The sequence below is a fragment of the Deinococcus sp. genome (assembly GCF_025362455.1).
GTDB lineage: Bacteria > Deinococcota > Deinococci > Deinococcales > Deinococcaceae > Deinococcus.
Genome location: NZ_JANYGJ010000129.1, coordinates 1 through 14,722, shown reverse-complemented (window position 1 = coordinate 14,722; position 14,722 = coordinate 1). Strand labels below are relative to the sequence as shown.

Genomic DNA, 14,722 nt, shown 5'->3' with positions numbered 1-14,722 from the left:
CGGAATGACGAAACGAAATTGTGTTCGTAAAAAGAGAATAGCGCAACATTGCAAGCTTTACCAGCTCTTCACGCAGCGGAGCCGACCCACCTGCCTATATGGGTGAACTCCCACGGCTGAGCACCCGCCCAGAGGCGTCCTGGGCAGGTTTTTCGCGGGTCTGCCCAGTTTCATGGAGCGGCTCATGAGGGAGGGCGGCGCAGGCCAATCAGTTCAGGTCGGCCATCACAGGTCGGCCAGCACAGGTCGATCAGCGCAGACCCAGCAGCAGTTCGACGGTGAGCTGATCGAGCCGCTCCAGGCCGGGGCCACGCGCCCCCAGCGCGGCACGGTCGAAGGCGTGGGCTCTGAGCGCGGCAGCGTTGGCCGGGCTGAAGGTACTCAGCGCCTGCATCGCCTGGTCCTCGACCCGGTAGGCCGCCAGCGCCGCCTGAATCTCGCCGTCGGCGGCGAACTGCTGGGCTTTGTCCCTGAGCATCAGGTAGGTACGCATGCAGCCGCGTGCAAAGGCCCAGACCCCGGCCTCGTCTTCAGTGCGCAGCGCGTGGGCGTCGAAGTGCTTGGGTCCGGCGTAGGCGCTGCTCTCCAGAAGCTGCACCAGGAAAAACGCAGCCTTGATGTTCTCCGAGCCGAAGCGCAGATCCTGATCGAAGCGCCCCATTTTCTGATCGTTGAGGTCGATGTGAAACAGTTTGCCCGCGTCGATGGCCTGGGCGACGGCGTGCGTGAAGTTCAGCCCCGCCATCGTCTCATGGGCGAACTCCGGGTTGACGCCGAACAACTCCGGCTGCTCCAGCGTGGCGATGAAGCCCAATGCGCTGCCGACGGTGGGCAGAAAAATGTCGGCGCGGGGCTCGTTGGGCTTGGGTTCCAGCGCGAAACGGTAGCCGTAGCCCTGCGACTGTGAATACTCGGCCAGGTAATTCAGGCTGTCGCGAAACCAGCCCAGACTGTCCAGCAGCTTGCCGCCCGCATCGACCTCGCTGCCCTCGCGGCCTCCCCAGAAAACGTAGGTCTCGGCGCCGAGTTCATGCCCCAGGTCCATGCTGAGCATGGTTTTCTGGAGGGCGTAGGCCCGCACGCGGGCGTCGGCGGAGGTGAAGGCCCCGTCCTTGAAGGCCGGATCGCCGAACAGGTTGGTGGTCGCCATCGGCACCCTCACGCCGTGGTCCGAGAGTGAGCGCCTGAAGTCGGCGACCAGTCGGTCACGTTCGGCGGCGCTGGCGCCCAACGGCACCAGATCGTTGTCGTGGAGGTTGACCCCGTAGGCACCCAGCTCGGCCAGCTTCTGGACCAGGTACGGCGCCTGCATGGCCGCCCTGGTCGGCTCGCCGAAGGGGTCGCGGCCTACGTTGCCCACCGTCCAGAGGCCAAAGGTGAAACGGTCGGCGGGCGTGGGCTGGTACGTGGTCATGTGGCGGCTCCTGGGGGGCAGTGGGGTGTGGTGGGCGGCGAAACGTACGGGAAGGGAGCGCGGGGTGTGGTCGAGCGGGGCAGCCTTCAAAGTGCTGGTGCCCAGGGCTAGCCTCAGGCAACCGGTATCAGACTAACCGGTAGACGGCTGCACACCCCGGTCACGGCCTTTGATCCGCACGGGCCGGGCATTGAGCACGAAGGGCTCCAGCAGACGCCACAGTGCGCCGACGGGCAGGGCAGCGCTGAGGGAGTCGCTACAGTCGGCGTCCAGGCTGGACTCTACCCTTGGCACTATGCCCTCACCCTCCGCCCCCGGCCCGGTCACGCTGCTGTGGTTTCGCAAAGGTCTGCGCCTGCACGATAGCCCGGCCCTGCACGCCGCGCTGGACGGCACCGCTGCCCTGTATCCGGTGTTCATCCTCGATCCCCAGTTGCTTGGTCCTACGCGGGTCGGCGTCAACCGGACGGCCTTCTTGCTGGAGAGTCTGCGGGCACTCGACGCGGAACTCACCGGGCGCGGCTCGCGGCTGATCGTGCTGCGGGGCGAGCCGCTGGCCGAGCTGGAGCGGGTGATGGTGCAGTGGAAGGTCAGTCGGCTGGTCTTCGAGGCCGACACCGAGCCGTACGCCGTGAAACGCGACGCCGGGGCCGCCGCACTGGCCCGGCGGCTGGGCGCAGAGGTGCGGACGCCGGGCGGGCACACCCTGTTTGATCCCGGTGTGCTGCAATCGGCGGCGGACGGGGTCTTACCGCTCAGCTACGGCGGCTTCGTGAAGCTGGTGGCCAAGGTCGGGGAACCACCCGCCCCGCTGCCGACCCCGGCGCGGCTGCCACCTGTGGGCGAGCTGGCTCGCCTGGCCGACCTGACCGATCAGCTCGGCATTCCGACCCTGGCCGAGCTGGGGCACCACACGCAGGCGGCGGGGCTGGCCTTCGTCACGCCCGGCGAACGGGGCGCACTCGCCACATTGTCAGCCTGGACCTCACAACCGGCCCGCGTCGCTGGCTTCGAGAAACCGAGCACCGATCCCTCGGCCCACGCCCCGGCGGCCACCACCCGCCTGAGCGCCCACCTGAAATTCGGCTCGCTCTCGGCCCGGACCATGTATCAGGCGCTGCGGGAAGCCGAGCGGGCCGCCGGGGCGCACAGCCTGCCGCCCACCTCGCTGGTCGGGCAACTGCTGTGGCGCGAGATGTTCACCACCATCGGGGCCAGTGCGCCAAACTACGACCGGATGGTCGGCAACCCCATCTGCCGACAGATCGACTGGGACGACACCCCGGAGTTGCTGAGCGCCTGGACCGAGGGCCAGACCGGCTATCCCTGGATCGACGCGGCCATGCGGCAACTCAACACCGAGGGCTGGATGCACCACCTGGCGCGGCATTCGGTGGCCTGTTTTCTGACGCGCGGCGATCTGTGGCAGAGCTGGGAGGCGGGCCAGGGCGTCTTCGACCGACTGCTCATCGACGCCGACTGGAGCCTGAACGCCTCGAACTGGATGTGGCTCTCGGCCAGCGCCTACTTTACCGCCATCGACCGCATCTACAGCCCGGTGGCCTTCGCCAAAAAATACCCCGGAGCCGGAAGTTACGTGCGCCATTACCTGCCCGAACTGGCCAGGGTGCCGGACGCCTGCCTGCTCGAACCCTGGACCATGACGGCGGAGCAGCAGCGGCAGGCCGGGTGCCTGCTGGGCCGGGATTACCCGTTGCCGGTGGTGGAGCATGCCCCGGCCCGTGAGCGCAACCTGGGCCGGATGCGGGCCGCCTACGCCCTGGGGCGCAAGGGGTAGGGGCAACGCTGAATGGGTCAACGCTGAGAGGGTCAACACATCCACACCGGTATCAGTGGTTGCCCTGGTGCTCAGGCGTGATGGCCCGGCGTATCAGTCACACGCTGCCCCAGACCACTGTTCCCGGCGCCTGCGGGTGGCACACTTCAGCGCATGCCAAAGCTGAGCGCCGCCGCGTTGCCCCCCAGTCTGCGGGATGTGCCCGTCGCCGAGCTGTTTGCCGAGGTCTTCGCCCAGAGCCTGCACCACCGGGGCTTCGCGCCTGGGGGCCGGGCGGCGGCGCAGGGTGCCCTGGCGCAGCTCGACGCCGTGGCCTACGGACGTGACCGCTCGCACTTGGGCGGACACGCCAGCCGACTCTCACCGTACCTGCACCACGGCGCCCTGACGCTGAGCGAGGTGCGGGACGCGGCGCTGGCCCAGGCGCCCCAGAGCGCCCCCAGCCGGGTTTGGAAGTACGTTAACGAGCTGAGCTGGCACGATTATTTTAACCGCGTCTACGCCGAGATCGGTGAGCTGGTGTGGCGAGACCTTCAGCCGTACCAGACCGGCCACCCCGCCGACACCTATGCCCGCACCCTGCCCGCCGACATCGTAGCCGCCGAAACCGGCGCGGCCTGTATCGACGCCTGGTCGCGTGAGCTGCGCGAGAGCGGCTACCTGCACAACCACGTCCGGATGTGGCTGGCCAGCTACGTAGTCCACCACCGCCGGGTCTGGTGGCAGGCCGGGGCCGGGTGGTTCATCACCCACCTGCTCGACGGTGATCCGGCCAACAACAATCTCAACTGGCAGTGGGTGGCGAGCACCTGGCGGGCCTACCCGTACCTGTGGAACCGGGGCAATCTGGTGAGGTACGCCGGTGAGCGGTACTGCGCCGGGTGCCCGCTGGCCCAGACCACAGCACAGGGCGGCTGCCCGTTCGAGGCGACCTATGCGGAGCTTTCCAGGCGGCTGTTCGCGGGCAAAGCCGCTGCGCCGGGCGAGACGGGGGCGCTGGACCCCGCCCGGCTCCAGGCGGTGCCCTGGGAGTCGCCGCCGACCCCTGAACCCCTACCAAACGTCGTCGTGTGGGTGCATGGCGAGCGGCTTTCACCGACCCACGAGGCGCTGGTCAGCTACCCGGATCAGCCCGCCGTGTTTGTCTGGGACGATGAACTGCTGCGCGAGTGGGAGGTCAGTGCCAAGCGCCTGAGCTTCATTCACGAGTGCGTGCAGGAGCTGCCCGTGCATGTGCTGCGCGGCGACGTGGCGGCGGAGGTCGGGCGCTTCGCCCGCGCCCACGGAGCCGTCACCGTCGCCACCACGCCCAGCCCCAGCCCACGCTTCGCGGCGACGGTGACGGCCCTGCAAGCTGCCGGGTTAGAGGTGCAACTCTGGCCGCAGCCGGTCTTCGGGGCCAGCCTGACGCCGCTGGACCTGCGCGTCCACGCCGACTACTGGCGGCAGATCAGCGCCAGCGCCTTCGGCAAAGCCCCGGCGCCCCCCAAGCCCAGACGCCCCCGCACCAAAAAAGCGGCGCCCCCGAAGTCGCCGGGCGGAGCGTAAGCCAGAGCGACGGCCCTGCGCTTCATCGACGCACAATCGGGACGCGGGCAGGCGTCTTCAAGGGGACGAATGGCGCCCGGATGAAACCTGGGCGCCGAAGCCGTTTGACCGTTTGGCCGTCTGGTCTGGCCCCACCCGCACCTTGCGCGGGGTTCAGATCACAGGCCGGATCAGTCGGCGGCCTGCAACGCCTGCGGAATGAAGTCGCCGTGCTGGCTGAGCAACTCGTCGGTCAAGGCCCAGATCTGATCGAGGTCGAGTTCCGCCGCCGTGTGGGGATCGAGCATGGCGGCGTGGTAGATGTGCTCGCGGTTGCCGCTCACCAGCGCCTCTACCGTCAGGGCCTGGACGTTGATGTTGGTCTGCATCAGGGCCGCCAGTTGCGGCGGCAGCTTGCCGATACGGGTCGGCTGAATACCCTGCTTGTCGACCAGACACGGCACCTCCACGGCGCACTCGTCGGGCAGGTTGCCGATCAGTTTGCCCGCGCCGCCGCCCTGAAGCGCCGCCGGGCTGTTCATGACATTGCCGTAGACCACGCGGGGCTGACCAGTCACCATGCTGTGGATAATCAGCGAGCCGTACTCCACGCTGGGCTTGACCTCCATCGGGGCGCCGGGGTCCTGAAGCTGGGTGCGCAGCGTTTCCCAGGCGCCGATCTGCGACTCGCAGCGGCGCGGGTACTCGTCGAGCGGCACCTGGAAGCGCTCGATCAGGTCGCCCCGGCCCGCCTTGATGAAATACGGCACGTATTCGGCGAAATGTTCGCTCGATTCGGTCACGAAATAGCCCAGTCTTCGCAGCATCTCGTAGCGCACCCGGTTGGCCTGCGGCGCCTTGCCCGACGCCGCCAGCTCCTGAAGGCAGGGGTAGAGGCTTTCTCCCTGATGCTCGAACTTGAGGTAGAAGGCCATGTGGTTGATCCCGGCAGCCAGAAAGTCGATTTCGGACACCGGAAGGCCCAGATCGGCGGCCAGCTCACCGGCAGTGTGCTGCACGCTGTGGCACAGGCCCACCGTGCGAATCGGCGTTTGCCGACTCAAGGCCCAGATGTTCATGGCCATCGGGTTGACGTAGTTCAGGTGCAGGGTATCGGGGCACAGCCGCTCCATGTCGCGGCTCATGTCCAGGAGCACCGGCACGGTCCTGAGTGCGCGCATGATGCCGCCGATGCCCAGCGTGTCGGCGATGGTCTGGCGCAGGCCGTAGTGCTTGGGAAGTTCGAAATCGGTGACGGTGGCGGGTCTGTAGCCGCCCACCTGGATCATGTTGATGACGAAATCCGCGCCGTCGAGTGCCCGCTCGCGGTCGGTGGTGGCGGTGATGCTGGGGCGGGCGCCGAGGGTTCGGGCGACCCGCCCGGCCACCTGCTCGGTGACGTCCAGCCGCTCCTGATCGATGTCAAAGAGGCGAATGTCGGCGCCCGCGAGTTCGGGAAAGCCGAGGACATCGCCCAGCAGGTTCTTGGCGAAGACGGTGCTGCCCGCGCCGAGCATGGCAATCTTGGGTGTGGTCATGGGGAGCCTTATGGGAACAGGGAGAAAGTGAGGTTTTGAACGTTCTGGAGGGCGGAAAGGGGGAGCGCTCAACCCCTATGCTACTGCCTCCAGGAGCGTCAACGCCGAAATCGCCTGACCCTCACAGCAGCCCCTGCCTGAGCGCTTTGACGGCTGCCTGGGTGCGGTCTGCGGCCTGCAATTTGACCAGCAACTCCTGCACGTGCAGCTTGACGGTGCTGACGCTGATGCCCAGCGCCAGGGCGATGTCCTTGTTGCCCTGGCCCTCGGCGATCAACCAGAGCACGTCCATCTCGCGCCTGGTCAGCGGCCCGCACGTGCCGGGCAACCGGACCACGCCCATGACGTGTGCGGCCACCGCCGGGTCGAGGTAGGCGCTTCCGGCGGCGGCGGCGCGGATGGCCAGCAGCAGCAATTCGGGGCGACCGCTCTTGAGGCTGTAGGCGTCGGCACCCGAAGCCAGCGCCGCGAAGACCTCCTGGCGCAGATCGTGGGCGGTGAGCATGACCACCCGCACCGCCGGGTAGCGCTTCTTGATCTCGGCGGTGGTCTGGATGCCGTCGATGCCGGGCAGACCGATGTCGAGCACCGCCACATCGACCTCGAAGTGTTCCAGCGCCTCCAGGCCCTCCTCGCCGCTGCGGGCCTCGGCGACCACGCGCAGGTCGCGTTCCAGGTTGATGGCGGCCCGCAAGCCGTCGCGGGTGAAGCTGTGGTCCTCGACCAGCAAGATGCGGATAGGCAAGGTGTCGCTGGGCAGGGCGCCAGTCGGACCGGTCACGGGGAACCCTCCAGGGGCAGGCTCAGTGAAAACAGGCTGCGCGGCGTGGGCGTCAGCGGCGGCAGCGCCCGGACATACGAGACCTGACCGCCGTGCGCCTCCATGATGCGGCGGGTCAGGTACAGACCCAGCCCGCTGCCCGCCCCGGCCCCACCGCCCCGGAAGCGCTGGAACAGGGCAGGCAGTCGGCTCTCCGGCACGCCCGGCCCCTCGTCGGCGACCATCAGCACCGCCTGGCCGTCTTCAGATTTGAGGCTCAGCTCGATGGTTGTGCCGGGTGGGCTGAACTTCACGGCGTTCTCCAGCAGGTTCTGGATGGCCCGGCGCAGGTCGAAACGGTTGGCGCAGACGTGCAGGGGTTCCAGCTCGGTCCGGAAGGTGACGTCCCGCGCCCCGGCCTGGGCTCCAAACTGCGTCAGGACGCTCAAGGTCAACGCTTCCAGGTCCAGGCTGAGCAGCTCCTCACGCTCACCGCCCTCGTACTTGGCCAGCAGCAGCAACTGATCGGCCAGCGAGAGCAGGGTTTCGTTGGCCTCCAGGCCGTTTTCCAGCGTCCGGAGGTACTCGCCGGGCAGCGGGCCATAGGCGCCGCGCAGCGCCATCTGGATGTTCAGGGCATTGGCCATCAGCGGCGTGCGCAGGTCGTGGCTAAAGGCGTAGATCAGGTCGCGCATCCGTTCGCCCTGCTCGGCGAGCTGGTGCTGCTTGGCGGCCAAGTCGTCGATCAATGTGGCCCGCTCCAGCAGCGGCCCTGTGATCTGAATGGCCTCGCTGAGCAGTTCGGGGGCGGCCTGGGGCGAGCGCAGCAGCGCCAGCAGCTCGTCGCCGGGGCGGCCCAGCCGGGCCAGCCAGACGTCGCCGCCCGACGCGCCCCACAGGAGCTGCGCCGAGCCGGGTTTGGAGAGGTATTCGAGCGGGAGCCGCTGGCCCAGGTGCCCCGCGCCCTGCGGCCAGACGGCGTGCGGCTCGCTCATGACCGCCCGGCGCACCATGCCGATCTCCACCGACTCGGCCTGACTGAGTTCACGCAGCGCCTGGGCAGCGCGGCGCACGAACTCGGCGCGGCCATACGGCCCGCTCAGCGCCTCGATCAGCACCCGCAGGCTGCGTTCACGGGCCAGGCGGCGCTCCTCCTCCGAGAGCCGGGCGGCCCGCCAGGAGGCTTCCTGCGATCTGAGGGTCAGTGCGCCGACCAGCAGCGCGGCCAGCATGCTCACCGCCCGGTTGGCCAGGGCCACGGCGCTGTACCCATCCCGGCTCAGGTTGATGACGCCCGCCAGCAGGTTGCCCGCCAGCGCCAGGCCCACCATGCTCCAGGTCAGGCGGCGGCTGCCCCCCAGCGCCGAGAGGGCCACCGGAGCGCTCAGCAGCGTCCCGATGACCAGTTCAGCGGGCGTCAGCGCGTCGAGGACGATAATGCCCAGGCTCAGCGCGGCGCTCAGCCAGCTCACGAAGCGGATGGACGGGCGGCGGGCAGCGCTCAGCCGGGACAGGGACAGGGAACGAGAGGTACTCACAACCTGCTTAGCCTAGCGCCCCACTCAGGCCGACACGGCTGGCCAGATGGCCAATGAAGATAGCCGGAAGACGACTGCCCCTGGGATCAGGCGGGGCGCAGCATGGCGCTCATGAACGTCTTTCTGCTCGTGCTGGTGCTGACCCTGACCGTGTATCTGCTGTACGCGCTGCTGAGGCCGGAGAAGTTTTGAGGGGGCTGGGCTGATGGACATTCTCCTGGGCCTGGGCATCCTGGCCGGACTGTTTTTGCTGTGCGCCCTGTTCATCAGAGGCGTCGAACACCTGTGACCATCTTCCTGACCTACGCCACCGTGCTGCTGCTGGCCTGGCCGCTGGGGCTGTACATCGCCCGCTTCATGCGCGGCGAAGGCACCTTCAGCGATGTCCTGAACCCCGTCGAACGCTCCTTCTACCGCCTGCTGGGCGTCCGGTTCAACGCCGACGGCAGCGCCCAGGGCATGACCTGGCAGGGCTACGCCAAGGCGCTGCTGTTCTCGAACCTGTTCGTGGGCCTGATCGCCTTGCTGATCTTCGCCTTTCAGGGCACCCTGCCGCTCAACCCCGACAAGGTGGCGAACATGCCCTGGTGGCTGTCCCTGAATACGGCGGCCAGCTTCATCACCAACACCAACTGGCAGAATTATTCGGGCCAGTCGCAACTGAGCTACCTCTCGCAGATGGTGGGCATCACGGCGCTTCAGGTTATGACCCCGGCGGCGGGCATGGCGGTCATGTTCGCGCTGCTGCGCGGGCTGATGGGCGGCCAGGCGGGCAGGGACGGTCAGCCCCAGGCCGGGAACCTCGGCAACTACTGGGTGGACGTGACTCGGCTGAGCACCCGCCTGCTGGTGCCCGTCGCCTTCGTGGTGGCGTTGCTGCTGACCTGGCAGGGTGTACCGAGTACCTTCAGCAGTGCTAAAACGGCCAACCTGGTCGAAGCCCAGACCATCACAGTCGACAAGGAAGCCACCACCGTCAGCACCCAGACCATCCCGGTCGGCCCGGTCGCCGCGCTGGTCGCCATCAAGCAGATCGGCACCAACGGCGGCGGCTGGTACGGCCCGAACTCCGCCACCCCGCTGGAGAACCCCACGCCCCTGAGCAATCTGATCCAGTGCATCTCCATTATTTTGATTCCGGTGGCCCTTATTTTCGCGCTGGGCGCCTTTTTGCGCCGCCCGCGCTTCGGCGTCATGATAATGGGCATCATGTCGGTCATGTCGGCGGCGCTGACCTTCGCCGCCGTCATGGCCGAGCGGGCCAGCAACCCGGCGCTGGCCGGGCTGGCCGCCGCCGGAGGCAACCTGGAAGGCAAGGAGGTGCGCTTCGGCAGCGACGCCACGGCGCTGTGGGCCGCGCTGACCACCGGCACCAGCAACGGCTCGGTCAACGGCATGCACGACTCGTTCTCGGCGCTGGGCGGAGTGACTGCGCAGATCAGCATGTTCCTGAACGACATCTATGGCGGCGTGGGCGTGGGCTTCATCAACATGTTCGTGTTCGTGGTGCTGACCGTGTTCATCGCCGGGTTGATGGTCGGGCGCACGCCGGAGCTGTTCGGGCGCAAGATCGAGGTGCGCGAGATGAAGATCGCCTCGATCGTGATTTTGCTTCAGCCGCTGCTGATCCTGGGATTGACGGCGTTCAGCCTGGCGACGCCGAGCCTGACGGCCAACCTAAATCCCGGCTTTCACGGCCTCTCGGAAGTGCTCTACGCCTTCAACTCGATGTACGCCAACAACGGCTCGGCCTTCGCGGGCCTGGGCACGGGCAGCAGCGTCTGGTACAACGTCGCGGGCGCCTGTGAACTGATCCTGGCCCGCTACCTGCCGATCATCGGGCCGCTGGCGATTGCCGGGCTGCTGAGCGTCAAGAAAGTCTCGCCAGAAACGTCTGGCACGCTGCGGGTCGATACGCCCGTGTTCGCCACCACGCTGCTGACGGTGATGCTGCTGCTGCAACTGCTCAACTTCGCGCCCGCGCTGGTGCTGGGCGGCGTCAGCGAGCACCTGGTCGGCAGCGTCAAGCCGGTCACGACCCCGGCAGCGACCCGACCTGCTCAGACCAGGCCCACTCCACCCCAGCTCGTCCTCAATGGAGCCTCCAAATGACCGCCATCCCGACCCAGAGCGCCGCCAGCAAGAACCGGCCCAGGAACATCTTCGCCCCGGAGTTCATGCGCCCCGCCGTCCGGGCGGCCTTTACCAAGCTCGATCCGCGCAGCACCATTCGCAACCCGGTGATGTTCGTGGTCGAACTCGGCGCCTTCCTGACGCTCTATATCGCCGTCGCCAATATCGTGACCGGCAAAGCCTTCGGCTACGAGCTGACCATCGCGCTGCTGCTGCTGCTCACCAACGTCTTCGCCAACTTCGCCGAGGGGCTGGCCGAGGCGCGTGGCAAGGCCCAGGCCGCCTCGCTGCGGGCCGCCCGTGTGGGCACGCTGGCCCGCAAGCAAGGCGGCACTCAGGTCAGCTCCGACAAGCTGGTCAGGGGCGACCGGGTCATCGTCGAGACCGGCGAGTTCATTCCCGGCGACGGCGAGATCGTGGAGGGCATCGCCACCGTGGACGAGAGCGCCATTACCGGCGAGAGCGCCCCGGTAATCCGCGAGGCCGGAACCGACCACAGCGGCGTGACCGGCGGCACCAAAGTCCTGTCTGACCGCATCGTGGTGGAGATCACCTCGCAGCCGGGCGAGAGTTTCTTAGACCGGATGATCGCGCTGGTCGAGGGCGCCAGCCGCCAGAAGACGCCCAACGAGATCGCGCTGAGCATTCTGCTCACCGCCCTGACGCTGGTGTTCGTGTTTGTGGTGGCGACCCTGCCCGCGCTGAGCAGCTTCGTGGGCGCCACCGTCAGTGTCACCACCCTGGTCGCGCTGCTGGTCTGCCTGATCCCCACGACCATCGGGGGCCTGCTGCCCGCCATCGGCATCGCGGGGATGGACCGGGCTTTGCAGGCCAACGTCATCGCCAAGAGCGGCAAGGCGGTGGAAGTCGCGGGCGACGTGGATATTTTGCTGCTCGACAAAACCGGCACCATCACCATCGGCAACCGCCAGGCGACCCGCTTCGCGCCATTGAGTGGGGTGAACGAGCGCGACCTGATCCACGCCGCCGCGCTGTCTTCCCTATCCGACCCGACGCCGGAGGGCAAGAGCATCGTGGCGCTGGCCCGCAGTCTGGGTGTCACTCCGGAAGCACCCGTCAACCCGGAATTCATCGAGTTCACGGCGCAGACGCGCATGAGCGGCGTGGATTTTGATGCAGCGGGCGGGCGCGTCAGCATCCGCAAGGGCGCCTCGGACCGCATCGCCCGCTTCGTGACGGAACTGGGTGGCAAGACCGGCAGCGAGTTGCAAACTCTCACCGACGAGATCGCCCGCGCGGGCGGCACGCCGCTGACCGTCATGCAGGTGGACCGCTCCGAGGCCCGCGTGCTGGGCGTGGTGGCGCTGTCCGACATCGTGAAGCCGGGCATGACCGAGCGCTTCGCACAACTGCGGCGGATGGGCCTGCGCACGGTGATGATTACCGGCGACAACCCGCTGACCGCCGAGGCCATCGCCAAACTGGCGGGCGTGGACGGCTTTCTGGCCGAGGCGACCCCCGAAGACAAGCTCCAGATGATCCGTGACGAACAGGCGGCGGGCAAGCTGGTCGCCATGATGGGCGACGGCACCAACGACGCCCCGGCGCTGGCCCAGGCCGACGTGGGCCTGGCCATGAACAGCGGCACCCAGGCCGCCAAGGAAGCGGGCAACATGGTGGACCTCGACTCGGACCCCACCAAGCTGATCGAGGTCGTGGAGATCGGCAAGCAGCTCCTGATTACACGCGGCTCGCTGACCACGTTCAGCATCGCCAACGACGTGGCCAAGTACTTCGCCATCCTGCCCGCCCTGTTCATCTCGGTGTTTCCGGCCCTGAGCGTGCTGAACGTGATGCGGCTGCACAGCGCCAACTCGGCCATCCTCAGCGCCGTGATCTTCAACGCGCTGGTGATTCCGGCCCTGATTCCGCTGGCCCTGCGCGGCGTCAAGTACACGCCCGGCAGCGCCGACAGCCTGCTAGCCCGCAACCTGCTGATCTACGGCCTGGGCGGCATCGTGTTGCCGTTCGTGGGCATCAAGGCGATTGATCTGTTGCTGAGCGTGCTGCATCTGAGCTGAGCGGGGAAGTGGGGAGTGGGAAGGGCATGAGCTGGCGCTCACTTTCCCTCACCCCGCTGCTGCGCAGCGCCCCTCTCCCACAGGTAGAGGGGTCAGAACCGCCCTACTGGGGTAACTGAGGATCAATTTGCTGACGTGCTGTCCTTCCTCTGTGATTGCCAAAGCCCATCTTTTCCCACTCCCTACTTCCTACTTCCTACTTCCCAACAAGGACTCACCATGACCACTTCCAACGAATCCACCCCCACCCCCGCCTTCGACTCCTCCGGCGGCTCGGTCCGCACCTGGCTGACGTTCACGGCGCTGACCTTCGCGCTGGGCGGGCTGCTGTACCCCACCGTCACCACGCTGATCGGCGGCGCACTGTTTCCAGCGCAGGCGAACGGCAGTCTGATCGTCCAGAACGGCAAGGTGGTCGGCTCAGCGCTGATCGGGCAGACCTTCAGCGCTGAGCGGTACTTCATCGGGCGGCCCAGCGCGGCGGGCAGCGGCTACGACCCCCGTGCTGCCAGCGGCTCGAATCTGGCGGGCAGCAACCCGGCGTTGCGTAAGCGGGTGCAGGCGGACTCGGCGGCGATTGCCGGGCGCGAGGGCGTGCAGGCGCCGCAGATTCCCGCCGATCTGGTCACGGCGTCGGGCAGCGGGCTCGATCCGCACATCTCGCCCCAGGGCGCCGCGATTCAGGTCGAGCGCGTGGCGAAGGCCCGCAACCTCAGCGCCGAGCAGGTCCGCTCAGCCGTGAGCGCCGCCACCGAAAGCGGCCTGGGGCAGCCCCGCGTCAACGTGCTGGAGCTGAACCTGGCGCTCGACGCGGCCAAGCCGTAATCTGCTGTTCTTCTGATGTCGAGCGCCGACTCCAACCCCTCCGGACCTGCCTCGCCGGTGCTGCTCAGCTTGCCGGGGCGCAGACCGGGACACAGCGGCGGGCACCGGGGCGTCCATAAAGTCTTTATCGGCATGGCGGCGGGCGTCGGCAAGACCTACCGGGCGCTGGGTGAACTCCGCGAGCGACTGGAACGCGGCGAGGACGCCCTCATCGGCGTGCTGGAGACGCACGGACGCAGTGAGACCATCGCGGCGGCGGCGGGGTTGCCGGTCTTCGCGCGCCGCCAGATCATGCGCGGCCAGGCCACCTTCGAGGAGCTGGACGTGGACGGCCTGCTGGCCCGGCGCCCGTATCTGGTGCTGGTCGACGAGCTGGCCCATTCCAACGCGCCGGGCAGCCAGCGGGAGAAGCGCTGGGAAGACGTGGAGGTGCTGCTGGACGCGGGCATCGATGTCCTCTCGACCATGAACGTGCAGCACCTCGAATCGCTGCACGACACGGTGGCCCGGCTGACCGGCGTGCAGGTGCGCGAACGGGTGCCCGACCGGGTGCTGGCACAGGCCGACGAGCTGGTGCTGATCGACCTGACGCCGGTGGACCTGCGGGCCAGGCTGGCCGCTGGCAAGGTCTACGGCCCGGAGAAGGTGGATCAGGCGCTGGGCAATTTTTTTACCACCGCCAACCTAACCGCGCTGCGGGAGATCGCGCTGCGGCAGGTCGCCAACGTCGTCGAGCGCGACGCGCCGCAGGGCGAGCCGGGCGCCCACGAGGTCATCGTGGTCGCCGTCAGTGCCGAGGAAAACGCCGGGCGGCTGATCCGGCGCGGCGGCCAGCTTTCAGAGCGGCTGCACGGCGAGCTGCATGTCATCACCGTGCGCGGTCAGCAGGTCAGCGCCCAGCAGTCGAGACTCCTCGACACCTACCGCCTGCTGACCGGCGCCCTGGGCGGCCAGTTCAGCGTGCTGGACGACGCGGGGGGCGTGGCGGCGACGCTGATCGGCTACCTGCAAGCCAGCAACGCCAGCCAGGTCGTGATGGGCGAGACCAGCCGTTCGCGCTGGACCGAGCTGTGGCGCGGCGACATCATCAAAGCCGTGCTGCGCGGCACCCGCAACGTGGACGTGCATGTCATCAGCCGGGACTGAG

Annotated in this window: 12 protein-coding genes; 7 read left to right on the top strand and 5 right to left on the bottom strand. The window is 67.8% G+C overall.

Going from position 1 to position 14,722, the window contains the following annotated elements; genetic code table 11:
• Positions 1-250: 250 nt before the first annotated feature.
• Together xylA and Q0R23_RS09900 are read right to left on the bottom strand one after the other, a co-directional pair.
• Positions 251-1,414, bottom strand: coding sequence for a xylose isomerase (xylA, locus tag Q0R23_RS09905; RefSeq protein ID WP_293912602.1), 1,164 nt, complete (start codon positions 1,412-1,414; stop codon positions 251-253).
• A gap of 132 nt (positions 1,415-1,546) precedes the next feature.
• Positions 1,547-1,708: a hypothetical protein gene (locus Q0R23_RS09900; RefSeq protein WP_293912600.1), complete on the bottom strand. Its 162-nt coding sequence runs from the start codon at positions 1,706-1,708 to the stop codon at positions 1,547-1,549.
• Position 1,709: 1 nt separating this feature from the next.
• Here Q0R23_RS09900 and Q0R23_RS09895 point away from each other — a divergent pair, with 1 nt between their 5' ends.
• Together Q0R23_RS09895 and Q0R23_RS09890 are read left to right on the top strand one after the other, a co-directional pair.
• A complete protein-coding gene (locus tag Q0R23_RS09895) occupies positions 1,710-3,212 on the top strand; it encodes a cryptochrome/deoxyribodipyrimidine photo-lyase family protein (protein WP_293912597.1) in 1,503 nt (500 codons plus the stop codon).
• A 153-nt stretch (positions 3,213-3,365) separates the two neighbouring features.
• Positions 3,366-4,760, top strand: a complete 1,395-nt coding sequence (locus Q0R23_RS09890; protein ID WP_293912594.1) for an FAD-binding domain-containing protein — start codon at positions 3,366-3,368, stop codon at positions 4,758-4,760.
• Between the two features lie 170 nt (positions 4,761-4,930).
• Here Q0R23_RS09890 and Q0R23_RS09885 read toward each other — a convergent pair whose 3' ends face one another.
• The 3 genes from Q0R23_RS09885 to Q0R23_RS09875 form a co-directional block, all read right to left on the bottom strand.
• A complete protein-coding gene (locus Q0R23_RS09885) occupies positions 4,931-6,277 on the bottom strand; it encodes an alpha-glucosidase/alpha-galactosidase (RefSeq protein WP_293912591.1) in 1,347 nt (448 codons plus the stop codon).
• 121 nt (positions 6,278-6,398) lie between these two features.
• The gene (locus tag Q0R23_RS09880) at positions 6,399-7,058 is read right to left on the bottom strand and encodes a response regulator transcription factor (RefSeq protein ID WP_293912588.1); all 660 of its coding nucleotides are present in this window, start codon (positions 7,056-7,058) and stop codon (positions 6,399-6,401) included.
• Positions 7,055-8,575: a HAMP domain-containing sensor histidine kinase gene (locus tag Q0R23_RS09875; RefSeq protein ID WP_293912586.1), complete on the bottom strand. Its 1,521-nt coding sequence runs from the start codon at positions 8,573-8,575 to the stop codon at positions 7,055-7,057. The genes Q0R23_RS09880 and Q0R23_RS09875 overlap by 4 nt, the downstream gene beginning before the upstream one ends.
• Positions 8,576-8,677: 102 nt before the next feature.
• Here Q0R23_RS09875 and kdpF point away from each other — a divergent pair, with 102 nt between their 5' ends.
• From kdpF to Q0R23_RS09850, 5 genes are all read left to right on the top strand, one after another.
• Entirely contained in the window at positions 8,678-8,767 is a 90-nt protein-coding gene (gene kdpF, locus Q0R23_RS09870) for a K(+)-transporting ATPase subunit F (RefSeq protein WP_293912583.1), read from the top strand.
• 93 nt (positions 8,768-8,860) lie between these two features.
• Positions 8,861-10,687: a potassium-transporting ATPase subunit KdpA gene (gene kdpA, locus Q0R23_RS09865; protein WP_293912580.1), complete on the top strand. Its 1,827-nt coding sequence runs from the start codon at positions 8,861-8,863 to the stop codon at positions 10,685-10,687.
• Complete coding sequence (gene kdpB, locus Q0R23_RS09860) at positions 10,684-12,750, top strand: potassium-transporting ATPase subunit KdpB (RefSeq protein WP_293912578.1); 2,067 nt, start codon at positions 10,684-10,686, stop codon at positions 12,748-12,750. The genes kdpA and kdpB overlap by 4 nt, the downstream gene beginning before the upstream one ends.
• 219 nt (positions 12,751-12,969) lie before the next feature.
• Positions 12,970-13,575, top strand: a complete 606-nt coding sequence (gene kdpC / locus Q0R23_RS09855; RefSeq protein WP_293912576.1) for a potassium-transporting ATPase subunit KdpC — start codon at positions 12,970-12,972, stop codon at positions 13,573-13,575.
• A 15-nt stretch (positions 13,576-13,590) separates the two neighbouring features.
• Entirely contained in the window at positions 13,591-14,721 is a 1,131-nt protein-coding gene (locus Q0R23_RS09850) for a sensor histidine kinase KdpD (RefSeq protein WP_293912575.1), read from the top strand.
• Position 14,722 lies beyond the last annotated feature (1 nt).

What these genes read in the sequence shown, in the direction of transcription:
- xylA (WP_293912602.1), bottom strand. Translation starts at nt 1,414, where the DNA reads ATGACCACGTACCAGCCCACGCCCGCCGACCGTTTCACCTTTGGCCTC.
- Q0R23_RS09895 (WP_293912597.1), top strand. Translation starts at nt 1,710, where the DNA reads ATGCCCTCACCCTCCGCCCCCGGCCCGGTCACGCTGCTGTGGTTTCGC.
- Q0R23_RS09890 (WP_293912594.1), top strand. Translation starts at nt 3,366, where the DNA reads ATGCCAAAGCTGAGCGCCGCCGCGTTGCCCCCCAGTCTGCGGGATGTG.
- Q0R23_RS09885 (WP_293912591.1), bottom strand. Translation starts at nt 6,277, where the DNA reads ATGACCACACCCAAGATTGCCATGCTCGGCGCGGGCAGCACCGTCTTC.
- kdpF (WP_293912583.1), top strand. Translation starts at nt 8,678, where the DNA reads ATGGCGCTCATGAACGTCTTTCTGCTCGTGCTGGTGCTGACCCTGACC.
- kdpB (WP_293912578.1), top strand. Translation starts at nt 10,684, where the DNA reads ATGACCGCCATCCCGACCCAGAGCGCCGCCAGCAAGAACCGGCCCAGG.
- kdpC (WP_293912576.1), top strand. Translation starts at nt 12,970, where the DNA reads ATGACCACTTCCAACGAATCCACCCCCACCCCCGCCTTCGACTCCTCC.
- Q0R23_RS09850 (WP_293912575.1), top strand. Translation starts at nt 13,591, where the DNA reads ATGTCGAGCGCCGACTCCAACCCCTCCGGACCTGCCTCGCCGGTGCTG.